General features: G+C 69.9%; 24 protein-coding genes. 10 read left to right on the top strand and 14 right to left on the bottom strand.

The window, feature by feature from the left end; genetic code table 11:
- Positions 1–139 precede the first annotated feature (139 nt).
- The 5 genes from ribH to ACFVSU_RS21535 form a co-directional block, all read right to left on the bottom strand.
- Positions 140–616, bottom strand: a complete 477-nt coding sequence (gene ribH / locus ACFVSU_RS21555) for a 6,7-dimethyl-8-ribityllumazine synthase (protein WP_310289212.1) — start codon at positions 614–616, stop codon at positions 140–142.
- Positions 613–1887 (bottom strand): GTP cyclohydrolase II, encoded by a 1275-nt coding sequence (gene ribA / locus ACFVSU_RS21550; RefSeq protein ID WP_387147966.1) that lies wholly within the window; start codon positions 1885–1887, stop codon positions 613–615. The genes ribH and ribA overlap by 4 nt, the downstream gene beginning before the upstream one ends.
- Complete coding sequence (locus tag ACFVSU_RS21545) at positions 1884–2534, bottom strand: riboflavin synthase (RefSeq protein ID WP_387147964.1); 651 nt, start codon at positions 2532–2534, stop codon at positions 1884–1886. The genes ribA and ACFVSU_RS21545 overlap by 4 nt, the downstream gene beginning before the upstream one ends.
- Positions 2534–3571: a bifunctional diaminohydroxyphosphoribosylaminopyrimidine deaminase/5-amino-6-(5-phosphoribosylamino)uracil reductase RibD gene (gene ribD / locus ACFVSU_RS21540; protein ID WP_387147961.1), complete on the bottom strand. Its 1038-nt coding sequence runs from the start codon at positions 3569–3571 to the stop codon at positions 2534–2536. Before ribD ends, ACFVSU_RS21545 begins: the two co-directional genes overlap by 1 nt.
- A 334-nt stretch (positions 3572–3905) precedes the next feature.
- Positions 3906–4865 (bottom strand): sugar-binding transcriptional regulator, encoded by a 960-nt coding sequence (locus ACFVSU_RS21535; protein WP_387147958.1) that lies wholly within the window; start codon positions 4863–4865, stop codon positions 3906–3908.
- Positions 4866–4952: 87 nt separating this feature from the next.
- On the opposite strand from ACFVSU_RS21535, the gene ACFVSU_RS21530 reads away from it, so the two are divergent.
- Entirely contained in the window at positions 4953–6680 is a 1728-nt protein-coding gene (locus ACFVSU_RS21530) for an FAD-dependent oxidoreductase (protein ID WP_387147955.1), read from the top strand.
- Between the two features lie 72 nt (positions 6681–6752).
- Positions 6753–8291 carry a glycerol kinase GlpK gene (glpK, locus tag ACFVSU_RS21525; RefSeq protein ID WP_387147952.1) on the top strand — a complete coding sequence of 513 codons (1539 nt, stop codon included), beginning with the start codon at positions 6753–6755 and terminating at the stop codon, positions 8289–8291.
- Between the two features lie 3 nt (positions 8292–8294).
- Here the strand turns inward: glpK and ACFVSU_RS21520 are convergent, their stop codons facing one another.
- The 9 genes from ACFVSU_RS21520 to sdhC all read right to left on the bottom strand — a co-directional run bounded on the left by ACFVSU_RS21520 (position 8295) and on the right by sdhC (position 16655).
- Positions 8295–9155, bottom strand: a complete 861-nt coding sequence (locus ACFVSU_RS21520; protein ID WP_387147949.1) for an Fpg/Nei family DNA glycosylase — start codon at positions 9153–9155, stop codon at positions 8295–8297.
- A 41-nt stretch (positions 9156–9196) separates the two neighbouring features.
- Positions 9197–9763, bottom strand: a complete 567-nt coding sequence (locus ACFVSU_RS21515; RefSeq protein WP_387147946.1) for a GNAT family N-acetyltransferase — start codon at positions 9761–9763, stop codon at positions 9197–9199.
- A gap of 3 nt (positions 9764–9766) precedes the next feature.
- The gene (trpS, locus tag ACFVSU_RS21510; RefSeq protein WP_387147942.1) at positions 9767–10774 is read right to left on the bottom strand and encodes a tryptophan--tRNA ligase; all 1008 of its coding nucleotides are present in this window, start codon (positions 10772–10774) and stop codon (positions 9767–9769) included.
- Between the two features lie 30 nt (positions 10775–10804).
- Complete coding sequence (locus ACFVSU_RS21505; RefSeq protein WP_387147939.1) at positions 10805–11671, bottom strand: exodeoxyribonuclease III; 867 nt, start codon at positions 11669–11671, stop codon at positions 10805–10807.
- Between the two features lie 41 nt (positions 11672–11712).
- Positions 11713–13029, bottom strand: coding sequence for a YihY/virulence factor BrkB family protein (locus tag ACFVSU_RS21500; RefSeq protein ID WP_387147936.1), 1317 nt, complete (start codon positions 13027–13029; stop codon positions 11713–11715).
- A 77-nt stretch (positions 13030–13106) separates the two neighbouring features.
- Positions 13107–13907, bottom strand: coding sequence for a succinate dehydrogenase iron-sulfur subunit (locus tag ACFVSU_RS21495; protein WP_387147933.1), 801 nt, complete (start codon positions 13905–13907; stop codon positions 13107–13109).
- Positions 13907–15730, bottom strand: coding sequence for a succinate dehydrogenase flavoprotein subunit (gene sdhA / locus ACFVSU_RS21490; protein WP_045300950.1), 1824 nt, complete (start codon positions 15728–15730; stop codon positions 13907–13909). The genes ACFVSU_RS21495 and sdhA overlap by 1 nt, the downstream gene beginning before the upstream one ends.
- A 44-nt stretch (positions 15731–15774) precedes the next feature.
- Positions 15775–16224, bottom strand: coding sequence for a succinate dehydrogenase hydrophobic membrane anchor subunit (locus ACFVSU_RS21485; protein ID WP_387147930.1), 450 nt, complete (start codon positions 16222–16224; stop codon positions 15775–15777).
- On the bottom strand, positions 16224–16655 hold the full coding sequence (sdhC, locus tag ACFVSU_RS21480; RefSeq protein ID WP_310289241.1) for a succinate dehydrogenase, cytochrome b556 subunit: 432 nt from the start codon (positions 16653–16655) through the stop codon (positions 16224–16226). The genes ACFVSU_RS21485 and sdhC overlap by 1 nt, the downstream gene beginning before the upstream one ends.
- 239 nt (positions 16656–16894) lie before the next feature.
- On the opposite strand from sdhC, the gene ACFVSU_RS21475 reads away from it, so the two are divergent.
- The 8 genes from ACFVSU_RS21475 to ACFVSU_RS21440 all read left to right on the top strand — a co-directional run bounded on the left by ACFVSU_RS21475 (position 16895) and on the right by ACFVSU_RS21440 (position 26671).
- Positions 16895–18010, top strand: a complete 1116-nt coding sequence (locus ACFVSU_RS21475; protein ID WP_387147927.1) for a mannose-1-phosphate guanylyltransferase — start codon at positions 16895–16897, stop codon at positions 18008–18010.
- Positions 18011–18249: 239 nt separating this feature from the next.
- The gene (locus tag ACFVSU_RS21470) at positions 18250–19395 is read left to right on the top strand and encodes a BMP family ABC transporter substrate-binding protein (protein WP_310289245.1); all 1146 of its coding nucleotides are present in this window, start codon (positions 18250–18252) and stop codon (positions 19393–19395) included.
- 112 nt (positions 19396–19507) lie between these two features.
- On the top strand, positions 19508–21022 hold the full coding sequence (locus tag ACFVSU_RS21465) for an ABC transporter ATP-binding protein (protein WP_387147923.1): 1515 nt from the start codon (positions 19508–19510) through the stop codon (positions 21020–21022).
- Positions 21019–22386 carry an ABC transporter permease gene (locus ACFVSU_RS21460; RefSeq protein WP_310289249.1) on the top strand — a complete coding sequence of 456 codons (1368 nt, stop codon included), beginning with the start codon at positions 21019–21021 and terminating at the stop codon, positions 22384–22386. Before ACFVSU_RS21465 ends, ACFVSU_RS21460 begins: the two co-directional genes overlap by 4 nt.
- Positions 22383–23663: an ABC transporter permease gene (locus ACFVSU_RS21455; protein WP_387147919.1), complete on the top strand. Its 1281-nt coding sequence runs from the start codon at positions 22383–22385 to the stop codon at positions 23661–23663. The genes ACFVSU_RS21460 and ACFVSU_RS21455 overlap by 4 nt, the downstream gene beginning before the upstream one ends.
- Before the next feature lie 96 nt (positions 23664–23759).
- Complete coding sequence (locus ACFVSU_RS21450) at positions 23760–24161, top strand: cytidine deaminase (protein WP_310289255.1); 402 nt, start codon at positions 23760–23762, stop codon at positions 24159–24161.
- Entirely contained in the window at positions 24158–25459 is a 1302-nt protein-coding gene (locus tag ACFVSU_RS21445) for a thymidine phosphorylase (RefSeq protein WP_387147915.1), read from the top strand. Before ACFVSU_RS21450 ends, ACFVSU_RS21445 begins: the two co-directional genes overlap by 4 nt.
- Positions 25460–25555: 96 nt before the next feature.
- Complete coding sequence (locus tag ACFVSU_RS21440) at positions 25556–26671, top strand: adenosine deaminase (protein WP_387147912.1); 1116 nt, start codon at positions 25556–25558, stop codon at positions 26669–26671.
- Positions 26672–26759: the final 88 nt, after the last annotated feature.

Genomic DNA, 26759 nt, shown 5'->3' with positions numbered 1-26759 from the left:
CAAAACCCTCGACTGGGCCACCCCCGCCGAAGCCCTCAACGCACTACTCTCAGACCCACCACAAGACGGTGTTGCAATGACCGCCTGAAACCGCCCCGTGGGGCGGCCGATTCTCGCGGGATCTCCGGTGTTCGCCGGCTCAGGCGCGCAGGTCGCGGAGCACCACAGCGGTGCGGATGGCCGCGTCGGCCGCCTCGAAGCCCTTGTCTTCGACGGAGCCCTCGAGGCCGGCGCGCGCGATGCCCTGGGCTTCGTCGTCGAGCGTCAGCACGCCGAATCCGACCGGCTTGCCGGTGTCGAGCGCGACGCGGGTGAGGCCGTCGGTCGCCGCGTTCGAGACGAACTCGAAGTGCGGTGTTCCGCCGCGGATGATGACGCCCAGCGCAACGACCGCGTCGGCTCCGGCCTCCAGGGCCGCCTTCGCCACGACGGGGAGCTCGAACGAGCCGGGCACGCGGACGAGCCGGTGCGAGGCGCCCGCGGCATCGGCGGCGCGTGCGGCGCCGGCGATGAGGCCGTCGGTGATCGTCTCGTGCCACGTCCCCGCGACGACGACCACGTCGAGTCCGCTGCCGTCGACCGGTGCCGTGGCCTCGGGTGCGCCCTTGCCGCTCATCGTTCTGCTCCTTCGTGCATGTGTGCGATGGCGTCCGCGAGGTCCGCCTCGTTGATGATGTGACCCATGCGATCGCGCTTGGTCTCGAGGTACTGGTGGTTGTTCGGGCCGACGCCGACCAGGAGCGGCACCTGCTCGACGATGTCGAGGCCGAGCTCGCGCAGCTGCTTGACCTTGTCGGTGTTGTTGGTCAGCAGGCGCACCTTCTCGACACCCAGGTCGGTGAGGATGCCGGCCGCCGCCGCGTAGTCGCGGGCGTCGGCGGGGAGGCCCAGCGCGAGGTTGGCGTCGACGGTGTCGAGGCCGCGCTCCTGCAGCGAGTACGCGCGCAGCTTGTTGATGAGGCCGATGCCGCGACCTTCGTGGCCGCGCATGTAGATGACCACGCCACCGTCCTGCTCGATGGCGTCGAGGGCGGCCTCGAGCTGCGGGCCGCACTCGCACTTGAGCGAGCCGAACGCCTCGCCCGTCAGGCACTCCGAGTGCACCCGGACGAGGGGCGCGTCCGAGAGCTCGCCCGCGACGACGGCGATGTGATCGGTGCCGGTGACGCGGTCCTTGTACGCGAGGAAGCGGAACTCTCCGTGCGCGGTGGGCACGTGCGCCTCGGCGCGCAGGCTCACGCGGCGCTTGTGCGCATTGCGGATCGCGGGGTCGCACGGGGCGTTCTCATCGAGATAGGCGGCGAGCTGCTCGATCGTGATGACCGGGATGCCGTACTCCGCGCCCAGCTCCTGGAGTCCGGGCAGGCGCATCATGCTGCCGTCCTCGGCGACGACCTCGCCGATGACGCCGACCGGTGCGAGCTCGGCGAGCTTCATGAGCTCGACGGCGGCCTCGGTGTGGCCCGCGCGCTCGCGCACGCCGCCGTCGACGGCGCGCAGCGGCAGGATGTGGCCGGGGCGGATCACGCTGGTGGGCGTCGACTCGGGGTTGGCGAGCACGTTGAGCGTGTGGGCGCGGTCCGCGGCGCTGATGCCGGTCGAGACGCGGTCGGCGGCGTCCACGCTCACCGTGTACGCGGTGCCGCGCGCGTCCTCGTTGTTCTCGACCATCGGCGGCAGATCGAGGCGGTCGGCCCAGTCGGCGGGCATCGGCGCGCACAGGAAGCCGCTCGTCCAGCGGACCGTCCACGCGACCCACTCGGGAGTGGCGAGCTGGGCCGACAGGATGACGTCGCCCTCGTTCTCGCGGTTCTCATCGTCCGCGACGATGACCGGCCGGCCGGCGCGCAGCGCCTCCAGGGCCTCGGGGATCGTGGCAAGGCTCATTTCGAGCCTCCTTCCGTGGGTGCGGACGCGTCCGCGGGGAATCGAGCGAAAGACAGCAGCCGCTGCACGTGGCGCGCCAGGATGTCGGTCTCGAGGTTGACGCGGTCGCCCGCCACACGGGCGCCGAGGGTCGTCGCGGCGAGGGTCTCGGGGATGAGCGAGACCTCGAACCAGCCGTCGCCGGGGGCGGCGGCGCTGGCACCGCTCACGGTGAGGGAGACGCCGTCGACGGCGACCGAGCCCTTGTCGACGACGAGCGGGGCGAGCTCTGCGGGGACCGAGATGCGCAGGACCTGCCATTGTTCGCCGGGTCGCACCTCGAGCACCTCGCCGGTGCCGTCGATGTGGCCCTGCACGATGTGCCCGCCGAGGCGGCCGTGCGCGGCCGTCGCGCGCTCGAGGTTGACGACGCGGCCGGCGGAGACGCCCTCGAGGGTCGACATGTCGAGCGTCTGCTTCATCACGTCGGCGGTGAACCAGTCGGAGCCCTGGTCGACGACGGTGAGGCACACGCCGCTGACCGAGATGGAGTCGCCGTGCGCGGCATCCGACACGGCCTTCGGCCCGCGAACCGTCACACGCACGCCGTCTCCTGACGGCTCGACAGCGGTGACCTCGCCGATCTCCTCGATGATTCCGGTGAACATCACTCGTCTCCTTCCGAAGCGGGGTGGGCGACGAACAGCAGATCGTCGCCGAGTGGGATGACGGATGCCACGGCCAGGCGTCGCGCCTCGCCGATGGTGGTCACCCCGATGTCTTGCACCGCGAGCCGGTCGCCGCCGAGCAGCACCGGAGCGACGTATACGAGCAGTTCGTCGGCGAGGCGCTCACGCAGGAACGACGCCGCGACAGCCGGGCCGCCCTCGACGAACACGCGCTGCACCCCGCGGGTGCGCAGGTCTTCGAGCAGCGCGCGCAGACCGCCCGAGGCGTCGTCGCCGGGGTACTGCACGAACGCGTGCGGATGCTGCCGCACGGCCGCCGCCTCGGGCACGGCGCGTGCGCCCACGACGACCGGGATCGGCTGGTGGGGCAGGAGCGACCCGTCCTCGGCGCGGGCGGTGAGCGCCGGGTCGTCGGCGAGCACCGTGCCGGTGCCGGCGACGATCGCGTCGGCTTCGGCGCGGCGACGGTGGACGTCGGCGCGAGCCTCTGCCCCGGTGATCCATTTGCTGGTGCCGTCGGATGCCGCGGCCCGGCCATCGAGGCTCTGGGCCCACTTCACCGTCACGTGAGGCCGGCGCAGGCGCTGGACCGTCAGCCACGAGTCGAGGAGCGCCGTCGCCTCGTCGGCGAGCAGGCCGGCCTCGACCTCGACGCCGGCTGCGCGCAGCCGCGTGGCGCCGCCGGAGGAGTGGTCGCCGGGATCGGCGATCGCGTAGACGACCCGGGTGACGCCCGCGGCGATGAGGGCCTCGGAGCACGGTCCGGTGCGACCGGTGTGGTTGCAGGGTTCGAGGGTCACGATCGCGGTCGCGCCGCGCGCGGCGCCGGGCGCGAGCCGCGACAGCGCGTCCACCTCGGCGTGCGGGGTGCCCGCACCGCGGTGCCAGCCCTCCGCGAGCACGTCGCCGTCCGGCGACAGCAGGAGCGCGCCGACCTGAGGGTTCACGCCACGCGGACCGCGTCGGGCGATCGTCAGCGCCCGACGCATCGCGTCGTGTTCCGCTGTGCTCGCCATCCGGCCCCTCGTCTCGTCGTTCTCGACGCCCCGGGGCATGGGAAGCGGAGGCGCGCATGGCGACGCCTCAAGTGCTGCCTCCCATCCGGACTAGCGACCTGCTTCCCTCAGGAAACCTGTCGCATCACCGTCGGTTCCGGAATTCCACCGGATCGGCCGCAGCGGCATCCGAAACGGATGCTGATGCCTTGGCTCGCGGACTGTCACCGCCGGTTCGGATTCTCACCGACCCCGGAGCACGTTGATGCTCTCGAGTGTAGTCAACGCGGCATCCGTCCATTCATTCCATGTCTTCGAATGAAGTCCGCGCGCCGCGCTCAGGCGGCTTCCGGCCTCACTCCAGGAGCGCCCGCGCGGTGGCCTCGTCGACGATGAGATCCGTCGCGATGTGCGCGGCGAGGGCGCCCCGGAGGCTCGCGACCTTCGACACCCCCGACACGACGCAGAGGCGCCGGGGGATGCCGCGCAAGAGGTCGAGGCTCGGGCCGGTGGCGCGGTCGTTGAGGGCGATTCCGTCGCTCGAGCCGTCGGCGCGGTAGAAGACGGTGGCCACATCGCCGACGACGCCCTCGTCGGCGAGCTGATCGAGCTCGGCCGGCTCGAGGTAGCCGCCGCTGTAGACGTGGCTCGGCACGCGCGATCCTGCGGAGCCGGTGCTGAAGAGCACCAGGTCCATCGCGGGGAGCATGTCGAGGATGCGCCGCGTGCTGCGCTCGCGCCACATCGCGTCCTTCGTGCCGGGGTCGTCGAAGAACGCCGGCACGGGGAACTGCTGCGCGCTCCCGTCGTACGCGGCGGCGAACCGGCTGAGGATCTCGCTCGCATAGAGGAGACCGGTCGAGTGGGTGTTGCCCGAGCCGTTCAACTGCACGAATGTCGCGCCGTGCACCGGCTTGGGCACGAGGTGGCGGCTCACCGCCGCGGTCGTCGACCCCCAGGCGACGCCCACGATCATGTCGTCCTGCACGAGGTCCAGGAGCGCGTGCGCGGCGGCGATGGCGACGCGCTGCAGCCGGTCGACCTCGGTGGTGTCGTCGGGCACGGGAACGACTTGGGCGAGGATGCCGAAGCGCTCGGCCAGTCGCTCCTCGAGTCGCTGCGGCGCGGCGAACGGCGACCGGATGCGGATGTCGACGATGCCCGTCGCCCGCGCGTGCGTGAGCAGTCGTGACACCGTCGAACGCGACGTGCCCAGCTCCTGCGCGATCGCGTCCATGGTGCGGTCCTGCACGTAGTAGAGGTGCGCCGCCGTGAGCGCGCGCTGCATCGTGCGGGCGTCGCCGATCTGGTCCATGGATCCATCGTGCACGTATGTGCATATCGCCTGCAAGGACGTCCAGCGGTGTCATGATGGGACGACAGCACGACGATGGGGGATGCGATGACGGCGCGGGCAGCGGAACGAGGATGGGCGGCTCTCGCCGTGCGGCCTTACGCCGACGTGCTCATCATCGGCGGCGGCATCAACGGTCTCGCGACGTTCCGCGACCTCGCGATGCAGGGAGTGGACGTCGCACTCGTCGAGCGCGACGACTTCATCAGCGGCGCGTCGGCGGCGTCGTCGCACATGATCCACGGCGGCATCCGCTACCTCGAGAACGGCGAGTTCCGCCTCGTGCACGAGGCCGTGACCGAGCGCAACGCGCTGCTGCGCACCGCGCCGCACTACGTCAGGCCGCTGCAGACCACCATCCCGATCTTCTCGACGTTCTCGGGAGTGCTGTCGGCGCCGCTGAAGTTCCTGCGCCACGGCGGCGGGAAGCACCGTGAGCGCGGGGCCGCGCTGATCAAGATCGGGCTCGTCATCTACGACTCCTTCTCCCGTGGGGGCGGCGTGTTCGGCAAGGGCACCGTCCCTCGACACACTTTCCACTGGCGCAAGCGTTCGCTCGCGCAGCTGCCTCAGCTGAACCCCGACGTGAAGTACACCGCGACCTACTGGGACGCGTCCCTCCACGACCCCGAGCGCCTCGCCATCGACGTGCTGCGTGACGGCCGCGCGGCCGGCGGCGATCGGGCGCGCGCCGCCAACTACACCGCGGCGGTCGGGGTCGACGGGGGGCGGATCCTGCTGCGCGACACGCTGACCGGCGAAGAGACGCGGTTCTCGGCATCCGTCGTCGTGAACGCCAGCGGTCCGTGGACGGACCTCACCAATCTCGCCCTCGGCGACCCGACCAGGTACATGGGCGGGACGAAGGGCTCGCACGTCGTGCTCGACCACCCCACGCTGCTCGCCGCGACCGGCGGGCGGGAGCTGTTCTTCGAGAACGAGGACGGGCGCATCGTCCTCATCTACCCGCTCAAGGGCCGCGTTCTGGTCGGCACCACCGACCTCGAGCACGACATGGCCGACCCGATCGTGTGCACCGAGGCGGAGGTCGACTACTTCATCGAGCTCATCGGCCAGGTGCTGCCGTCGATCCCGGTCGAGCGCTCGCAGATCGTCTACCGGTTCGCCGGCGTGCGGCCGCTCCCCGGCCACGACGATGTCTCGCCGGGGTTCGTCTCGCGTGACTACCGGGTCGAGTCCGCGCCGCTGTCCGGTGGGGACGCGACGGTCCTGAGCCTCATCGGCGGCAAGTGGACGACCTTCCGTGCCTCGGCCGAGCATCTCGCCGACCGCGCCCTCGGGCTGCTGGCCCGCCCACGCCGCAGTTCGACCCGAGGCGTACCGATCGGCGGCGGCCGCGGATACCCGATGACCGAGCGCGCCCGCCAGCAGTGGATCGCGGCTCACGCCGCCGACGTGCCTGCCGCCCGCGTCGCGATGCTTCTCGACCGCTACGGCACCGTCGCCGCCTCCGTCGTGGACGCGATCGCCGCGGATGCCGACGATGCCCTGCTCGAGCACCTGCCGGGCTACAGCTCGGGCGAGTTGCGGCACCTCGCTGCGACGGAGGACGTCACGCATCTCGACGACCTGCTGCTACGGCGCACGAGCATCGCGTTCATCGGCGAGGCGACGGCGGAGGCGGTCGCCGAGGCGGCCGACGCTGTCGCGCCCGTGCTCGACTGGGACACCGCACGAACCGCGCTCGAGGTGGAGCGTGCGCTGGACCGGATCCACGCCGCGGACCCGTCCTGGATCCCCGCCGCCGCGCGATAGCCTGACCGCACGCGCGCGGGGCGCGCGGCCGACCCGCGCGGGCGATGTCGCCCGCCGAGCAAGGAGACGACGTTGCCCGACCACGTGCTGTCCATCGACCAGGGCACGACCTCGACGCGTGCCATCGTGTTCGACGCCGCCGGTGCCGTGGTCGCGGTGTCCCAGCGGGAGCACGAGCAGATCTTCCCCCGGGCCGGTCGCGTGGAGCATGACCCTGTCGAGATCTGGACCAACACCGAGTGGGTCATCGCGTCGTGTCTCTCGCGCGCCGGGCTCGCGGCATCCGGGGTCGCCGCGATCGGCGTGACGAACCAGCGCGAGACCGCGATCGTGTGGGAGAAGCGCACCGGGCGTCCGGTGCACAACGCGCTCGTGTGGCAGGACACCCGCACCCAGCCCCGGATCGACGAGCTGGCGGCCGAAGGAGGCGCGGATCGGTTCGCCGAGGCTACGGGGCTGCCGCTCGCCACGTACTTCTCGGCGTCGAAGGTCGCGTGGATCCTCGACAACGTGGACGGAGCGCGCGCGGCCGCCGGAGCGGGAGAGCTGCTGTTCGGCACGCCCGACACCTGGGTGGTGTGGAACCTCACGGGCGGCGCCCGCGGCGGCATCCACGTCACCGACGTCACCAACGCGTCGCGCACGCTGCTCATGGACCTGCGCACGCTCGACTGGTCGGACGACCTGCTCGCGGTGTGGGGCATCCCGCGCGCGATGATGCCCGAGATCCGCTCCTCATCCGAGGTGGTCGGTCACTCCTCGCTGCCCTCTGTGCTCGACGGGGTGCCGATCGCCGGGATCCTCGGCGACCAGCAGGCGGCGACCTTCGGGCAGGCCGCGTTCGACGCGGGGGAGTCGAAGAACACCTACGGCACGGGCAACTTCCTGCTCGTGAACACCGGCACCGAGATCGTGCGATCCGGAAGCGGCCTCATCACCACGGTCGGCTACCGCATCGGCGACGAGCCCGCCCGCTACGCGCTCGAGGGGTCCATCGCCGTGACCGGCTCCCTCGTGCAGTGGCTGCGCGACAACCTGGGCATCATCCAGCACTCCGAGGACGTCGAGACCCTCGCCGCGAGCGTCGACGACAACGGCGGCGCCTACTTCGTGCCGGCGTTCTCCGGGCTCTTCGCGCCGTATTGGCGCCCCGACGCGCGTGGCGCGCTCGTCGGACTCACGCGCTACGTCAACAAGGCGCACATCGCACGCGCGGCGCTCGAGTCGACGGCGTTCCAGACGCGGGACGTGATCGACGCCGTGGTCGCCGATACCGGCCGCACGCTCGACGAGCTGCGCGTCGACGGTGGCATGACGCGCGACGACCTCCTCATGCAGTTCCAGGCCGACATCCTCGGCATCCCGGTGGTGCGGCCGAAGGTCGTCGAGACGACCGCGCTCGGCGCCGCGTACGCCGCAGGTCTCGCGACCGGCGTCTGGAGCGACCTCGACGAGCTCCGATCGCACTGGCGCGAGGACGTCCGCTTCGAGCCGCAGATGCCCGAGGACGAGCGCGAACGCCGCTACCGCCAGTGGCGCAAGGCCGTGTCGAAGTCGCTCGACTGGGTCGACGACGACGCCCGCGTGCTCATGGGCACGACCGGCGACTGAGAGCTACTTCAGGAGGCGCGAGAGGCGGCGGTCGGCGAGGATCTTCCCGCCGGTCTGGCAAGTGGGACAGTACTCGAGCGAGTTGTCCGCGAAGAAGACGCTCCGCACCTCGTCGCCGCAGACCGGGCACTTCTCGCCGCGACGCCCGTGGACCTGCATGCCCCGGCGTTTCGCGTCCTTCAGCTCGGCCGGTGGCTTTCCGGATGCCTCGGCGACAGCATCCGTCAGCGTCTCGGTCATCGCGTCGAACAGGCGCGTGATGTCGTCGTCGGCCAGTGAGGAGGCCAGCGCGTACGGCGACATCTTCGCCGCGTGCAGGATCTCGTCGGAGTAGGCGTTGCCCACGCCCGCGATGATCATCTGGTCGCGCAGCACCCCCTTGATCTGGGTGCGACGGCCGGCGAGGAGCTCGGCGAAGGTGTCGCGGGTGAACGAGGCGTCCAGAGGGTCGGGGCCGAGCCGTGCGACGCCGGGGACATCCGAAGGGTCGCGCACGACATACACCGCGAGGGACTTCTTCGTGCCCGCCTCGGTGAGATCGAACCCGGCGCCGTCCGAGAGCGCGACGCGCAGCGCGATCGGGGTCTTGCCCGGGCGGATGATCGTCTTCGGCAGCTCGTCGTACCAGCGCAGCCACCCGGCCTTGGCGAGGTGGAACACGAGGTGCGGGCCGGTCGTGGCGAGGTCGATGAACTTGCCGTGGCGCGAGGCTCCCGTGATCTCCTGCCCATGCAGCGCATCGATCGGCGGGTCGTACGTCTTCAGCGCCGCGATGTTCGCGACGGTCGCCCGCGTGATCTGCACGCCGGTGAGCCGCTCGCGGAGGAAGTCGACGAGTCCCTGCACCTCGGGCATCTCGGGCATGCGCTCATCCTGCCATGCCATGGCGACACGCGGGCCGGTCGTCAGTCCTCGAGCACCGGCCAGGGCTGAGGCGTCCGCTCGTCCGTCGTCAGGAGAGCCGCGATCCAGCCGTCGTCGCGGTGCCGCGCGCTCACGAGCGCCTGGCGCAGGGTGCCCTCGAAGCGGAAGCCCAGCGCGCGGGCGACGCGCGCCGACGGCTCGTTGCCGACGACAGCGCGCCATTCGATGCGCGTGAGGCCGGACCCGTCAGGCGAGAAGGCCCAGTCGATCACCGCGTTCGCGGCCTCGCGGAGGCGTCCGCCGCCGCGCTGGTCCGGGGCGATCCAGTACCCGATCTCGCCGTTGCCCTGCCCGTCGAGGCGGTAGAACCCGATGGTGCCCACGAGGGTCGCGCCGTCGCGGATGACCCACGTGCGGTGCAGCTCGCCCGCCCACTGCTCGGCGACCGCGTCGATGAACTTCTCGGCGTCCTCGCGCGCGTACGGCGAGGGCACCCGCGTGTACCGCTGGATGTCGGGATCCTGGCACGCCGCGTACACGGCGTCGACGTCCTCCGCGCGCGGCACGGACAGCTCCAGGCGCGCGGTGCGCAGGGTCACGGGCTCCATGGGTCAGCGGGAGCGGCGGAGGAGGCCGACCTTGTCGTAGACATCGCCGAGCGTGCGGTTCGCGACCTCTTCGGCCTTGCCGGCGTTGACCGCGAGGACGCGGTCGAGCTCGGAGGGATCGTCGAGCATCTGCAGTGCGCGCTCGCGCACCGGGCCGAACTCGTTGACGACGACCTCGGCGAGGCCCTTCTTGAAGTCGCCGTAGCCGCGGCCCGCGTACTCGTCCTCGATGGACGGGATCTGGCGGCCGGTGAGGGCGGCGTAGATCACGAGCAGGTTCGAGACACCGGGCTTGGCCTCGCGGTCGTAGCGCACCGAGCCCTCGGAGTCGGTGACGGCGCGCATGATCTTCTTGGCCGAGACCGCCGGGTCGTCGAGCAGCCACAGCACGCCGGCATCGGACTCCGCCGACTTCGACATCTTCGCAGTGGGGTTCTGCAGGTCGTAGATGCGGGCCGTCTCCTGCTGGATGACCGGCATCGGCACCTTGAACGTCTCGCCGAAGCGGCTGTTGAAGCGCTCGGCCAGGTCGCGGGTGAGCTCGACGTGCTGCTTCTGGTCGTCGCCGACGGGCACGATGTCGGTCTGGTACAGCAGGATGTCGGCGGCCATCAGCACCGGGTAGGTGAAGAGCCCGACCGAGGTCGCGTCCGAGCCGTAGCGCGAGGACTTGTCCTTGAACTGCGTCATGCGCCCGGCCTCGCCGAAGCCCGTGATCGTCGACAGGATCCACGCCAGCTCGGCGTGCGCAGGCACGTGCGACTGCACGTACAGCGTCGACTTCGAGGGCTCGATGCCGGCGGCGATGTACTGGGCGGCGGTGCGGCGCGTCTTCTCGCGCAGGTGCTCGGGGTCCTGCGCGACGGTGATCGCGTGCAGGTCGACCACCGAGAAGAACGCGTCGTACGACTCCTGCAGGTCGCGCCACTGCATGAGAGCCCCGATGTAGTTGCCGATCTGAAGGGAGTCGGCGGAGGGCTGCATGCCGGAGTACAGGCGCGATCTACTCATCCGAAAAGTCTATAGAGCGGATGCTGCGCCTCAGCGCCCGATCGTGTAGTCGGCGACGACGGGGGAGTGGTCGCTCCAGCGCGTGTCCCACGACGGCGCGCGCACCACGCGGTAGTCGGCGACCCGGGCGCCGAGCTCGGGCGTCGCGAGGTGGTAGTCGATGCGCCACCCGGTGTCGTTGTCGAACGCGCGTCCGCGCATCGACCACCACGTGTAGGGGCCGTCGACGTCGCCGTGGAAGCGGCGGCCGATGTCGACCCAGCCGAGGCCCGGCCCGGTCGAGCCGTCCGCGCCGGTGACCTCCGCGCCTTCCTCGCCGAAGAACCGGTCGAAGTACGCGCGCTCGCGGGGGAGGAACCCGGCCTTCTTGACGTTGCCCTTCCAGTTGCGGATGTCGAACTCGCGGTGGCCGACGTTCAGATCGCCCATGACGAGCGCGAGCGGGGACGCGGCCTCGAGCTGCGGCATCCGTGTCTCCATCGCGTCGAGGAAGGCCCACTTCGCGTCCTGCTTGGGGGTGTCGGCCTCGCCGGTGTGCACGTAGGCGCTCACGACGATCAGGCGCTCGCCGTCGATGTCGAAGTCTGCCTCGATCCAGCGGCCGGCGCTGTCGAGCACCTCGGCCGCGTCCTCGGCGGCGGGGCCGAGCACGCGACGCACCTCCACCGAGGGGATGCGGCTGGCGACGGCCACGCCGGCGCGGCCCTTCGCGAGCGCTTCGTCGTTGACGATCTCCCAGCCAGGGAGCGCGGCGCGCAGCTCGTCCTCGGTGGCGCGGACCTCCTGGAGGGCCATCACGTCGATGTCGGCGGCGTCGAGCCACTCATGCATGCCCTTGCGCGTCGCCGCGCGGATTCCGTTGACGTTGACAGAGGCGATGCGAACACGGCGAGACACGACGGCAAGACTATCCGGGGCCACCGACACCGGAGGACACGTCAGCCGTTGTTCTGGACGCGCGGCGGCCGGCCGCGCTTGGCGGGCTTGCTCGGTGTCGCGGGGGCCGACGGAGCGGGGGCCGACGCCCGCCCCGGCGCGGCCCCGTTGCGCCCCGGCACCGACGGCGTCGCCGCTTCGACCTGGCGCAGTTCGTCCTCGGCCTCGCGCACGGCGCGGTCGGCGACCCACATGCGGTACCAGGGCGCCTGGTCGCGCGCGTCCTGCGCGGTGCGCAGCCGCACGCGTGCGGCGACGAGCAGCGCCGCGTGCTCAGCGGCGACGCGCTCGGCATCGGTCTGCGGCAGCATCACGACATCGCGGTCCTTCGCGGCGACGGCGATCCACGCGGCCGCGACGAGCATGACGATGCCCAGCAGCCGGAACCACAGCAGCATCCCGATGAAGATCGCGAACGTCGCCAGCAGCGGATTCGACGGGGTGTAGCTCAGCAGGAGACCGGCACCGAGCTGGAGTACCGAGATGCCGAGACCGCCGAGCATGGCGCCGGGCCAGATTCGCCGCCACGGGAGCTTCGTCCCGGTGAGGAAGCGGAAGAGCCCTGCGAGGGCCGATGACGTCACCACGAAGCCGATCAGCAGCGACCCGATGCTCACCGTGATGTCGGTGAGCGCACTCGTGCTCTTGAATCCGATCAGCGAGAGGACCCACTCCACCGCCAGAGTGCCCACGGTGCTGAGGGCGAAGCCGAGGATGAGCGCCGCGCCGAAGATGAGGGCAGCGAGGAAATCGCGGGCCTTGAGGAGGAAGTAGCTGCGACGATCCGGCGGGATCGCGAAGAGCTCGCGCACTGCGCGACGGGAATAGGTGACCCAGTCGATCGCGGTCCAGATGAGGGTGCCGAGTGCGATGATGCCTGTCCACCCGAGGACGCCCGAGTTCGAAGACGCGATCTCCTGTACCGCCTCGGGGGTGGCGAGGCCACCTGAATCGGAGATCAGCCCGGGGATGTAGCTGTTGATCAATTCGATGAGGGCATTGACGGCGTCCGGGCTCCCGCCCAGCCAGATCCCCACGATCGCGAACACGACGTAGATGGCGGCGAAGCACGCGAACAGTGCGACGTAGCTGACGCCCGCCGCGAGCAGGAACCCGTTCTCGATGAGGAAATGCCGCCACACCCGCACCGGGAACCACGCCATCGTCGCCTGCGTGAGTCGCGTCGCGCGGCTGATCGGGGCGTCGAAGCGCTGCCGGAGGCTGTGCTCGGTCGCCTCCCAGCGCTCCCGGAGCGACTCCTCTTCGCGCTGCGCGGCGTCCGCCGCCGCACGGGCGTCGGGCGGGGGAGTGTGCGTCACGGTGTTCAGATTAGCGACAGACGGATGCCGCATCGCTCAGCGATGCGGCATCCGTCTGTCCGGAAAGAGAACCGGGGTCACACCCGCCCGCGGAGGACCGCCTGCTTGACCTCGGCGATCGCCTTGGTGACCTCGATGCCGCGCGGGCACGCCTCGGTGCAGTTGAAGGTCGTGCGGCAACGCCACACGCCTTCCTTGTCGTTGAGGATGTCGAGGCGCACGTCGCCCGCGTCGTCGCGCGAGTCGAAGATGAAGCGGTGCGCGTTGACGATGGCCGCCGGGCCGAAGTACTGGCCGTCGGTCCAGAAGACGGGGCACGACGACGTGCACGCCGCGCAGAGGATGCACTTCGTGGTGTCGTCGAAGACCTCGCGGTCGACAATCGACTGGATGCGCTCCTTGCCCTTCTCGGGCGTCGAGTTCGCGATGAGGAACGGCTGAACCTCGCGGTACGACGCGAAGAAGGGCTCCATGTCGACGACGAGGTCCTTCTCGAGCGGCAGGCCCTTGATGGCCTCGACGTAGATCGGCTGCGAGATGTCGAGGTCCTTGATGAGCGTCTTGCACGCGAGCCGGTTGCGGCCGTTGATGCGCATCGCGTCGGACCCGCAGATGCCGTGGGCGCACGAGCGGCGGAACGTCAGCGAGCCGTCGACCTCCCACTTGATCTTGTGCAGGGCGTCCAGCACGCGGTCGGTCGAGTACAGCTCGACGTCATAGTCGACCCAGCGCGGCTCCTCATCGACCTCGGGGTCGAAGCGCCGGATGATGAAGGTGACGAGGAACGACTGGATGCCGGTGTCGTTCGCGGACTCCTCTGCGCGGACGGGCGCGTCGGCGTCGGTGCGCTCGATGACGTCGGTGACCGAGGTCGCCATCAGTACTTCCTCTCCATCGGCGGGTAGTTCAACTCGCCCTTTTCGTTCTTCGTGAAGACGACGGGCTTCCAGCCGAGGCGGATGTGGTCCTCGGCGTTCGACGAGTGCGGGTCGCCCGACAGGTACGCCATGGTGTGCTGCATGTAGTTCTCGTCGTCGCGCTTCGGGAAGTCGTCGCGCATGTGGCCGCCGCGGCTCTCCTGGCGGTTCTTCGCGGTGACGACGACGACCTCGGCGATGTCGAGGAGGAAGCCGAGCTCGACGGCCTCGAGCAGGTCGGTGTTGAACCGCTTGCCCTTGTCGTCGACGTGGACGTTCTTGTAGCGCTCGCGCAGCTCCTCGATCGTGAGGAGCACCTCGCCGAGCGACTCGTCGGTGCGGAACACCTGGGCCTTGCGGTCCATCTCGTCCTGCAGCGTCTTGCGGAGGACGGCGATGCGCTCGGTGCCCGGGTTGTTGCGGAGACCCTCGATGAGGTTGCGCACCTCGGCGGCGGGGTCCTCGGGGAGCGGCACGAAGTCGGCGGTCTGCACGTACTCGACCGCGTTGCGGCCGGCGCGCTTGCCGAAGACGTTGATGTCGAGCAGCGAGTTGGTGCCGAGGCGGTTCGACCCGTGCACCGAGACGCACGCGCACTCGCCGGCGGCGTACAGGCCCGGGACGACCGTCGTGTTGTCGCTCAGCACCTGCGCGTCGTTGTTCGTGGGGATGCCGCCCATCGCGTAGTGCGCGGTAGGCATGACGGGCACCGGCTCGACGACCGGGTCGACGCCCAGATAAGTGCGCGCGAACTCGGTGATGTCGGGGAGCTTCGTCTCGAGGACTTCTGCGCCGAGGTGCGTGCAGTCCAGCAGCACGTAGTCGCGGTGGGGTCCGGCGCCGCGGCCCTCCGCGACCTCCTGCACCATGCAGCGGCTGACGATGTCACGCGGCGCGAGGTCCTTGATGGTGGGGGCGTAGCGCTCCATGAAGCGCTCGCCGCTCACGTTGCGCAGGATCGCGCCTTCACCGCGGGCACCCTCCGTGAGGAGGATGCCAAGCCCGGCGAGACCGGTCGGGTGGAACTGGAAGAACTCCATGTCCTCCAGCGGCAGGCCCTTGCGCCAGATGATGCCGACGCCGTCACCGGTGAGGGTATGCGCGTTCGACGTCGTCTTGAAGATCTTGCCGAAGCCGCCCGTCGCGAAGATGACGGCCTTCGACTGGAAGACGTGCAGGTCGCCCGTGGCGAGCTCGTAGGCGACGACGCCCGCGATCTGCTTGTCCGTGCCCTCGCCGACCGTGATGAGGTCGAGAACGTAGAACTCGTTGAAGAAGTTGATGCCGAGCTTGACGCAGTTCTGGAACAGCGTCTGCAGGATCATGTGGCCGGTCCGGTCGGCTGCGTAGCACGCGCGGCGCACCGGGGTCTTGCCGTGGTCGGCCGTGTGACCGCCGAAGCGGCGCTGGTCGATCTTGCCCTCGGGCGTGCGGTTGAACGGGAGGCCCATGTTCTCGAGGTCGATGACCGCGTCGATGGCCTCCTTCGCGAGGATCTCGGCCGCGTCCTGGTCGACGAGGTAGTCGCCGCCCTTGACGGTGTCGAAGGTGTGCCACTCCCACGAGTCCTCTTCGACGTTGGCCAGGGCCGCCGCCATGCCGCCCTGCGCCGCGCCGGTGTGCGAGCGGGTGGGGTACAGCTTCGAGATGACGGCCGTCTTCGCCCCGGGGCCCGCCTCGATGGCGGCGCGCATGCCGGCGCCGCCGGCGCCCACGATGACGATGTCGAACTGGTGGTAGTGGACGCCGTCCTTGACGTAGCTGTCGGTGGTCTCAGTGCTCACGCTGGGTGCTTTCGATGGTCGATGCTCGGGGGTCGCCCGAACGCTTAGGCGCAGATTCCGATGATGACGTCGGACGCGGTGTCGGGGTCGAAGCCGATGCACGGGTCGAACGTGAAGACGACGAGCGTGCCGAGCACGATGAGGAACGCGGCAGCGAGGCCGAGTGCCCAGACCAGCACGCGGCGGGTGCCGGCGTGGGTCACGTAGTCGTTGACGATCGTGCGCATGCCGTTCGCGCCGTGGATCAGCGCGAGCCACAGCATGAGGACGTCCCACCACTGCCAGAACGGCGTGGCGTACTTGCCGGCGACGAACGCGAAGTCGATGCCGTGGATACCCTCGCCGACCATCAGGTTCACGAAGAGGTGGCCGAAGATGAGGACCACGAGCAGCACGCCCGAGGCGCGCATGTAGACCCAGCCCCACTTCTCGAGGTTGGCGCCCCGGCGGCGGACGGCGGCGCGCGGAGCGCGCGGATCGGCGATGGCGGTCATCAGTGGCCCCCTCCCGGAGCGAAGGCGAGCATGAGGTGACGCGGGACGAAGCCCAGCATCGTCACGACCCACAGGCCCAGCACGCCCCACCACAGCTGGCGCTGGTGGCGGGTGGCCCACGACCACATGTCGACCAGGATGATGCGCAGGCCGTTGTACGCGTGGTACGCGATGGCGCCGACCAGGGCGACCTCGCCCAGGGCCATCACCGGGTTCTTGTACGTGCCGATCACCGCGTCGTACGCCTCGGGCGACACCCGGATGAGCGCCGTGTCGAGGATGTGGACGAGCAGGAAGAAGAAGATGGCGACGCCGGTGATGCGGTGCAGCACCCACGACCACATGCCTTCGTTCCCGCGGTACAGGGTGCCGCGAGGAACTCGGGAGGTGGTCTCGGATACCGACGGTGTGACGCGTGCTGGTGCAGACACGTCCGTCCTCCTTGGATCGAAACACGATGGGGCTGGCCTCGGACTGCGAGGACGGCCCCCGAAGAGGGCCCGGAACCGTGGGCTTCGGGCCGTCGGCGTCACGCGGGCGCTGCGTCCATCCTATTCCCGCATTTCGCGGACGGGCGACGAAGGCGACCCTTACGACCCCTCCATCCGGAGGGATCTTCACCGCTGGAAAGAACCCCGGTTGTTTCGCCGATCCGGCTAGCCTGGGTGCCATGTCCGGACCCATCGACGACTTCTACGCCGTGATCCCCGCCGGTGGCATCGGCAGCCGGCTGTGGCCGCTGTCGCGCGCCGACGCGCCGAAGTTCCTCCACGACCTCACCGGCTCGGGCCACACGCTGCTGGGCGACACGTGGAACCGGCTGGAGCCTCTCGCCGGACCCGACCGCATCGCCGTCGTGACCGGGCGCGCGCATCGTGCGGCGGTGGAGAAGGAGCTGCCCGGCATCCCCGACAAGAACGTCTTCCTGGAGTCGGAACCCCGCGACTCGACGGCCGCGATCGGCTTGGCCGCCGCGATCCTCTCCCGTCGCGAGCCCGACGTGATCATCGGCTCATTCGCCGCCGACCACGTCATCCGCGTGCCGCAGCTGTTCGAGTGGGCGGTGAATCAGGCGGTGTCCACCGCGCGCGAGGGGTACATCTGCACGATCGGCATCCAGCCGTCCGAGCCGTCCGTCGGGTTCGGCTACATCAAGAAGAGCGACGCGCTGAAGGTCGACGGGGCACCCGAGGCCGCGCTGGTCGAGAGCTTCGTCGAGAAGCCCGACCTCGAGACGGCCAAGGAGTACTTCGCCGACCGCAACTATCTGTGGAACGCCGGCATGTTCATCTCGCGAGCGGACGTGCTGCTCGGCGAGATCGCCGAGAACGAGCCTCACCTCTACGCGGGCCTCATGGACCTCGCCGAAGCTTGGGACGACCGCGACGAGCGCGGACCGGTGGTCGACCGGGTCTGGCCGACGCTCAAGAAGATCGCGATCGACTACACCGTCGCCGAGCCCGCGGCCGCGAAGGGGCGCCTCGCCGTCATCCCCGGGCACTTCGACTGGGACGACGTGGGCGACTTCGCAAGCCTCGCCAAGCTCAACTCCCACGGCCGCAAGAACGACCTCGCGATCCTCGGCGAGAACGCCCGCATCCTCTCCGATGCCGCCAGCGGCATCGTCGTGAGCCAGACCCGCCGGGTCATCAGTCTCATCGGCGTCCGCGACATCGTCGTGGTCGACACCGAGGACGCCCTGCTGGTCACCACGAGCGAGCACGCGCAGCGCGTGAAGGGCGTCGTCGACGCGCTCAAGCTCAGCGGACGCGGCGAAGTTCTGTGAAAACGGATGCTGCGGCCCGCGGCTGGGCCCACGCGCCCCGAGGCTCCGCGGATCGCGCCAGCGATGCGTGGAGTGGGCGTGGGGACCGTTTTCCCTGATCGTCTGCTCATCTGAGCGGGATATTGCGTCTTTGTAACCTTTCGCGAACGACGCCTCACGATGCATGCAACCGCGCCGTCACAGTGGGTAACTTTGTGCAGTCCCCGTGAAGGACGCGGGGGAACGTAGTGGAGGCTGAGTTGACCATCTCACGCACCAAGAAGCTCGTCGGCGTCACCGTCGCCGCGGGCATGCTGATCGCCCTCGCCGGCTGCGGCTCCGCCCCTGAGGAGACGGAATCCACGGGAGACGCCGGAAACGTCGTAGAGGGCTTCACCCCCTGCCTCGTGTCGGACGACGGCGGCTTCAACGACAAGTCGTTCAACCAGTCCGCCAAGGAAGGCATGGACCGCGCCGCCGAAGAGCTCGGCGTCAAGCCCATCGAGGTCGAGTCCAGCTCGGCGAACGACTACGCCCCGAACCTCGAGAACCTCATCGCCGAGGGCTGCACGTTCATCATCTCGGTCGGCTTCAAGCTGTCGGCCGACACGGTCGCCTCCGCGCTCGCGAACCCCGACGTGAACTACGCCATCATCGACGACCGCGCCGACAACAGCGGCAAGACCGGTGACGACGGCAAGGAGACCGGCGACGGCAAGACCGACGCGCCGAACATCAAGCCGCTCCTGTTCGACACGGTGCAGGCCGCGTACCTCGGCGGCTACGCCGCGGCCGCGTGGTCGGCGCAGGCCGGCGTCAACAAGGTCGGCACCTTCGGCGGCATCCCGATCCCGCCCGTCACCATCTTCATGGACGGCTTCATCGACGGTGTCGAGAAGTACAACGAAGACAAGGGCGCCGCGGTCGAGACCTTCGGCTGGGACGTCGACGCCCAGGAGGGCTCGATGACCGGTGGCTTCGCCGCCAACGACACCGCCAAGCAGACCGCGCAGGGCATCCTCGACCAGGGCGTCGACGTGATCCTCCCGGTCGGCGGCCCGATCTACCAGAGCGCGCGCGACGCCATCACCGACGCCGGCAGCGGCACGGTCATGCTGGGTGTCGACTCCGACCTGGCCAAGGCCGACCCCTCGGTCGCCGACATGGTGCTGGTCTCGATCATGAAGCGCATCGACGAGGCCGTCTACCAGGCGACCATGGAGGCGTCGTCGGGCGACTTCGACCCGGCCACCTACATCGGCACGCTCGAGAACGAGGGCGTGGGCCTGTCGGGCTTCGGCTCGTTCGAGTCGCAGCTGCCGGAGGGCCTGCTCGATGAGCTCGCCGCCCTCCAGGAGCAGATCATCTCGGGCGACCTCGAGGTGACCTCGCCCAGCTCGCCGTAAGGCAGCAGGAACAGCGGAACGCGGCCGGGTGGACGACTCCACCCGGCCGCGTTCTTCCCCGCCGCCATCAGATGGATGGCGCCGCGGCCGACAGCATATATAGGGTGCACATATGAAGCTCGAGCTCCGTGGGATCACGAAGCGTTTCGGGTCCCTCGTCGCGAACGACCACATCGATCTCGTGGTCCAGCCGGGTGAGATCCATGCCCTTCTCGGCGAGAACGGCGCCGGCAAATCCACACTCATGAACGTGCTCTACGGCCTGTACCAGGCCGATGAGGGCGAGATCCTGCTGGACGACGTCGTCCAGCACTTCCGAGGCCCCGGCGACGCGATGAATTCGGGCATCGGCATGGTGCACCAGCACTTCATGCTCATCCCGGTCTTCACCGTCGCCGAGAACGTGATGCTCGGTCACGAGAACACGAAGGCGCTGGGCGCCCTCGACCTCGCCAAGGCGCGCCAGCACGTGCGCTCCGTCGCCGACCGCTTCGGGTTCGAGGTCGATCCCGACGCCATCGTCGGCGATCTCCCCGTTGGCGTGCAACAGCGGGTCGAGATCATCAAGGCCCTGTCGCGCGACGCGAAGGTGCTCGTGTTCGACGAGCCGACCGCCGTGCTGACGCCGCAGGAGACCGACGAGCTCATGACGATCATGAAGCAGCTGCGTGATGAGGGCACCTCGATCGTCTTCATCACCCACAAGCTGCGCGAGGTGCGCGCCGTCGCCGATCGCATCACCGTCATCCGGCTCGGCAAGGTCGTGGGTGAGGCCTCGCCCACCGCGTCCAACGCGGAGCTCGCCTCCCTGATGGTCGGCCGCGCGGTCGAGCTCACCGTCCACAAGAACCCGCCCCAGCGCGGAGAGGGCGGACTCGAGGTGCGCGACCTCCGCGTCGTCACCGCGAACGGCACCGTCGTCGTGGACGACGTGAGCTTCGACGTCCGGCCGGGCGAGATCCTCGCGGTCGCGGGCGTCCAGGGCAACGGCCAGACCGAGCTCATCGAGGCCATGGTGGGCCTCGGGGAGCGCGTGAGCGGCTCGATCGAGCTCGGTGGCGTCGAGCTCGTCGGCAAGAGCGTGCGCGGCATCCTCGACGAGGGTGTCGGGTTCGTGCCCGAGGACCGCACCGAGGACGGACTCGTGGGCACCTTCACGGTGGCCGAGAACCTCATCCTCGACCGATCCGGCGACAAGGCCTTCGTGTCGGGCGGCACGATCCGCCGCGGCGTGCTCGACGACTTCGCCAAGGCCCGCATCACCGAGTACGACATCCGCACCCAGGGCCCCGACGTCCCCGCCGGGACGCTCTCGGGCGGAAACCAGCAGAAGGTCGTGATCGCCCGCGAGATGAGCCGCGAGCTGAAGCTGCTCGTCGCGGCGCAGCCCACGCGCGGCGTCGACGTCGGCTCGATCGAGTTCATCCACAAACGCATCGTCGAGACGCGGGATGCCGGCATCCCGGTCGTCGTCGTCTCCACCGAGCTCGACGAGGTCGCGGCCCTCGCCGACCGCATCGCGGTGATGTACCGCGGAGCGATCGTCGGCATCGTGCCCGGCGACACCCCCCGAGACGTTCTCGGCCTCATGATGGCCGGCGAGAAGCCCGAGGAGGCCGTCGCGTGAACGACCAGAACCCCGCTGCGAGCGGCGACCCGCTCAAGGGGCTGCCGGCAGATCAGCTCCCGTCCGTGTCGGGCCCTCTCACGGGTTCGCCGGATCTCCCCGCCCCCACGCCCGACGCGCCCGGTGCCGTCGACGGCGAGGTGCCCCCGCCGCCGCGGCAGAACGTCTTCATCAAGGAGCTGCTGCGCAGCAACTGGGTGACCACGGTGCTCGCGATCGTCGTGGCGATGGTCGTGGGCGGCATCCTGATGGCGATCACGAACGAGGACGTCCAGGCGGCGTCCCGCTACTTCTTCGCGCGACCCGGCGACACCCTCGGCGCCGTCTGGAACGCGGTGTACGGCGGCTACGAGGCCCTCTTCCGCGGCGCGATCTACAACCCCCGGGCGAACGACTTCGCGACGCAGATCCGGCCGCTCACCAACACGCTCGGCTTCGCCGCCCCGCTGATCGCCGCAGGCCTCGGCGTGGCGCTGGCGTTCCGCGTGGGCCTGTTCAACATCGGTGGCCGCGGCCAGATCCTCATCGCGTGTGCGACGGCGGCGCTGTTCACCTTCAACCTGAACCTGCCGATGTTCCTCCAGCTGCCCCTCACGCTCGCGGCGGGTATCGCCGGCGGTGCGATCTGGGGTGGCATCGTCGGTGTGCTGAAGGCGCGCACCGGTGCCCACGAGGTGATCCTCACCATCATGCTCAATTACGTCGCGTTCTACCTCGTGACGTGGATGGTGCGCACCCCCGGCATCCTGCAGCGCCCGGCGGGCGACCAGCCGATCTCGTCGGCGACGCCGGCGAACGCGCAGTTCCCCGACCTGCTCGGGCCCCGGTTCCCCCTGCTCGACTGGGGCTTCGTGATCGTCATCGCGGCCACCGTGTTCGTGTGGTGGCTGGTCGAGCGTTCCAGCCTCGGCTTCCGGCTCCGCGCCGTGGGTGAGAACCCGCACGCCGCTCGGGCGTCCGGCATCTCCGTGCAGCGGATGTACATCTACGCGATGCTCTTCGCCGGTGGCCTCGCGGGCCTCGCCGGCATGAACCAGATCCAGGGCTCGGTCACCACCGGCTTCGACGGGTACATCGACGCGGGCATCGGCTTCGACGCCATCACCGTCGCCCTCCTCGGCCGCAGCCGGGCCTGGGGCGTATTCGCCGCCGGCATCCTGTTCGGCGCGCTGAAGGCCGGTTCGTTCACGATGCAGGCCTCGCAGGGCATCCCCGTCGACATCGTGCTCGTCGTGCAGTCGCTCATCGTCCTGTTCATCGCGGCGCCGCCGCTCATCCGCACGATCTTCTTCCTGCCGAAGACCGATGCCGAGAAGGCCGCCAAGGCGAGAGCCAAGGCCGCGAAGAAGGCGGTGTCCGCATGACCGCGCTCGCTCCTGCTCCCGACGGGACGATCCAGCTGACCACCGTGAAGGTGCGCCACCTGAAGCTGGCGGTGACCCTCGCCATCGCGACGGCCCTGCTGGCGCTCCTCTTCCTGTTCGTCCCGCGCAACGGCATCAGCACCTTCCGGCTGAGCGACCCGAGCTCGTCGATCGGCCTGCCGAACGTCAGCTTCCCGACCGCCGTGACCTGCTGGGTCCTGATCGGCTTCCTCGTGCTCCTGACGCTCTGGGCGTTCTGGGACTCGGCGAACTACCGCCGCACCGGCCTCTGGCTGCCGATCGTGTTCAGCCTCCTCGCCGTTTTCGCGTTCCTCGTGTGGGCCGCCGCGGGCGGGCTCGTGCCCGTCACCGGCCTTCTTTTCGGCGCACTGTCGCTGTCGGTCCCGCTGATCTTCGGTGCCCTCGGGGGCGTCATCGGCGAGCGGGTCGGCGTCGTCAATGTCGCGATCGAGGGTCAGTTCCTGTTCGGCGCGTTCAGCGCGGCGCTGCTTGCGAGCATCACCCACAACCCGTTCGTCGGTCTCGTCGGCGCGATGGTGGGCGGCGTGCTCGTGGCGTTCGTGCTGGCGGCGTTCTCGATCAAGTACCTCGTCGACCAGGTGATCGTCGGCGTCGTGCTCAACGTCCTCGTGACCGGCCTGACCGGCTTCCTCTACGGTGCGCTGCTCGTGCCGAACGAGGCCGACCTCAACCGCCCGGTGCGCTTCACGCGGTGGGAGATCCCACTGCTCAGCGACATCCCGATCATCGGACCCGTGCTGTTCAACCAGACGTTCATCGTCTACCTCATGTACATCACGGTCGCGCTCGTCGCCTGGGGCCTCTACCGCACCCGCTGGGGCCTGCGGCTCCGCGCCGTCGGCGAGCACCCGCAGGCGGCCGACACGGTGGGCATCAAGGTGAACACCAGCCGGTTCTGGAACGTCTCTCTCGCGGGGGCGATCGCCGGCATCGGCGGCGCGTACTTCACGCTCGTCTCGGTGGGCCAGTTCACCAAGGAGATGACGGCCGGCCTCGGCTTCATCGCCCTCGCCGCGGTCATCTTCGGCCGCTGGGACCCGATCCGGGCGACCCTCGCAGCGCTGCTGTTCGGGTTCGCGACCAACCTGCAGAACCTCCTGACCGTACTGCGGACGCCGATCCCCAGCGAGTTCATGCTGATGCTGCCGTACGTCGTGACGATCATCGCCGTCGCCGGCTTCGCGGGTCAGATCCGCGGCCCCGCCGCTGCCGGCAAACCATACATCAAGGGATGACGCGGTGCCTGCCGTGCGTGTGAAGGGCGACGGATGCCGGGCCGCGGCATCCGTCGACCCTCCTGATACCCGACCCGACGCGAACGGAGCGCGCTCATGACCGATATCGACTGGGATGAGCTGCGCGCCGCGGCGACCGACGCGATGCAGCGGGCCTACGCCCCCTACTCGCGCTACAAGGTCGGCGCCGCCGCCCTCGTGACCGACGGGCGCATCGTCACCGGCTGCAACGTCGAGAACGCGTCGTACGGCGTCACCCTCTGCGCCGAGTGCGGTCTCGTCAGCGAGCTGGCGAACTCGGGCGGCGGGAGCCTCGTCGCATTCGTCTGCGTCAACGGCCATGGCGACACGATCATGCCGTGCGGTCGCTGCCGGCAGCTGCTGTTCGAATTCGCGATCCCCGGCATGCTGCTCGAGACGGTGTCGGGCATCCGCACCATCGACGAGGTGCTGCCCGACGCGTTCGGACCCCGCGACCTCGAGGAGGCGACCCGATGAGCGATGCGACGGGCGTCGAGCCGTTCGACGCGGTCGACGTGATCCGCACCAAGCGCGACGGCGGTGCGGTGCCGGAGCAGGCGCTGCGCTGGATGGTCGACGCCTACACGCGCGGTTACGTCGCCGACTCGCAGATGGCCTCGTTCGCGATGGCCGTCCTCCTCAACGGCATGTCGCGCGACGAGATCCGCGTCATGACCGACGCGATGATCGCCTCGGGGGAGCGGATGAGCTTCTCGGGGCTCGGCAAGCCGACGGTCGACAAGCACTCGACCGGCGGCGTCGGCGACAAGATCACGCTGCCGCTGGCTCCGCTCGTCGCGAGCTTCGGCGTCGCGGTGCCGCAGCTGTCGGGCCGCGGGCTCGGCCACACCGGCGGCACGCTCGACAAGCTCGAGTCGATCCCGGGCTGGCGCGCGGCACTCTCGAACGACGAGATGTTCGCGCAACTCCGCGATGTCGGCGCTGTGATCTGCGCCGCGGGCTCGGGTCTCGCCCCGGCCGACAAGAAGCTCTATGCGCTGCGTGACGTCACCGGCACCGTCGAGGCGATCCCGCTGATCGCGTCGAGCATCATGTCGAAGAAGATCGCCGAGGGCACCGACGCGCTCGTGCTCGACGTGAAGTTCGGCTCCGGCGCCTTCATGCGCGACGTCGACCGGGCGCGCGAGCTCGCCCGCACGATGGTCGCGCTCGGCACCGACTCGGGCGTCTCCACGACCGCCCTCCTCACCGACATGAACACGCCGCTCGGCCTCGCCATCGGCAACGCCAACGAGGTGCGCGAGTCGGTCGAGGTGCTCGCCGGCGGCGGCCCCGCCGACGTCGTCGAGCTGACGGTGGCGCTCGCCCGCGAGATGCTCGCGCTCGCCGGCCAGCCGGACGCCGACGTCGAGGCGGCGCTGCAGGACGGCCGTGCGATGGACGCCTGGCGCGCGATGATCATCGCGCAGGACGGCGATCCGGATGCTGCGCTCCCCACCCCGAACGAGACGCACACGGTCACCGCCACCGAGGGCGGCTACGTCACCGGCATGGAGGCGCTCCCGTTCGGCATCGCCGCGTGGCGCCTGGGAGCCGGACGCGCACGCGCGCAGGACCCGGTGCTGCACGCGGCGGGCATCGATCTTCACGTGAAGCCCGGCGATCAGGTGACGGCCGGCCAGCCGCTGTTCACCCTTCTCGGCGAGGATGCCTCCCGGTTCGACCGCGCCCTCGAAGCCCTCGACGGGGCGTGGGAGATCGGCCCCGACGCACCCGAGCGCAGTCCTCTCGTCCTGGAACGCATCACCGCCTAGGCTGAGTCAGTCCCGCGCCGGGCCCGATGCGGCGCCCGGGCCGCAGCATCCGTCCGCACATCACTGACTCGCGATCGCAACCGAGGAGAATCCCAAATGCCCATCGACCAGCACGGCGACGCCATCCTCGATGGAGTGTCGCTCCGCAGCCTGCCCAAGGTCTCGCTGCACGATCACCTCGACGGCGGCGTGCGCCCCGCGACGATCATCGAACTGGCCGACGCGATCGGGTTCGAGGTCCCCGAGTCCGACTCGGACGACCTCGCGGACTGGTTCGCCGACAAGAGCGACTCGGGCTCGCTCGTCGAGTACCTCAAGACCTTCGATCTGACCATCGGCGTCATGCAGACGCGCGAGGGCCTCACGCGGGTCGCCCGCGAGTTCGTCGAGGACCTCGCCGCCGACGGCGTCATCTACGGTGAGGTGCGGTGGGCTCCCGAGCAGCACCTCGGCCGCGGGCTGTCGCTCGACGAGGTCGTCGCGGCGGTGCAGGAGGGCATCGAGGAGGGCGAGGACGCGGCCGAGAGCCGCGGCCACGACATCCGTGTCGGCCAGCTGATCTCCGCCATGCGCCACAGCGACCGCTCGCTCGAGATCGCACGGCTGGCCGTGGACTGGCGCAACCGGGGCGCGGTCGGGTTCGACATCGCGGGTCCCGAGGACGGATTCCCGCCGTCGCGCCTGCGCGACGCGTTCGACTACCTGGCGTCGGAGTTCTTCCCCGCCACCGTGCACGCGGGCGAGGCCGCCGGCCTGGACTCGATCCGCTCGGCGCTGATCGACGGCCGCGCGCTGCGCCTCGGCCACGGCGTGCGCCTCGCCGAAGACCTCGAGGTCGTCTCGCGCGCCGGCGAGGAGGTGCTCGTCCAGTTCGGCGATCTGGCGCGCTGGGTGCGCGACCGCGAGATTCCGCTCGAGCTCTCGCCGTCGTCGAACCTGCAGACCGGTGCCATCGAGCGCTGGGGCACGACGATGGAGGACCACCCCTTCGATCTGCTCTACCAGCTGGGCTTCGCGGTCACCGTGAACGTCGACAACCGCACGATGAGCCGCACATCGCTCACGCGCGAGCTCGCGCTGCTCGCCGAGACTTTCGAGTACGGCCTCGACGACCTCGAGGCCTTCCAGCTCAACGCCGCCGCCGGCGCCTTCCTCCCGGTGGAGGAGCGCGAGGAGCTCATCGACCTCATCGCCGACGGCTTCGACGCCTAGCCCCTGACCGGCTCTGGAGAGCGGATGCTGCGGCCCGCGGCATCCGTTCTCCAAGTCTGCGGCCGCGTGGTCGCGTCATAACTCCTCA

Source organism: Microbacterium sp. NPDC058062 (assembly GCF_042885375.1).
GTDB lineage: Bacteria > Actinomycetota > Actinomycetes > Actinomycetales > Microbacteriaceae > Microbacterium > Microbacterium trichothecenolyticum_C.
This window is presented reverse-complemented; position numbering and strand designations above follow the sequence as displayed.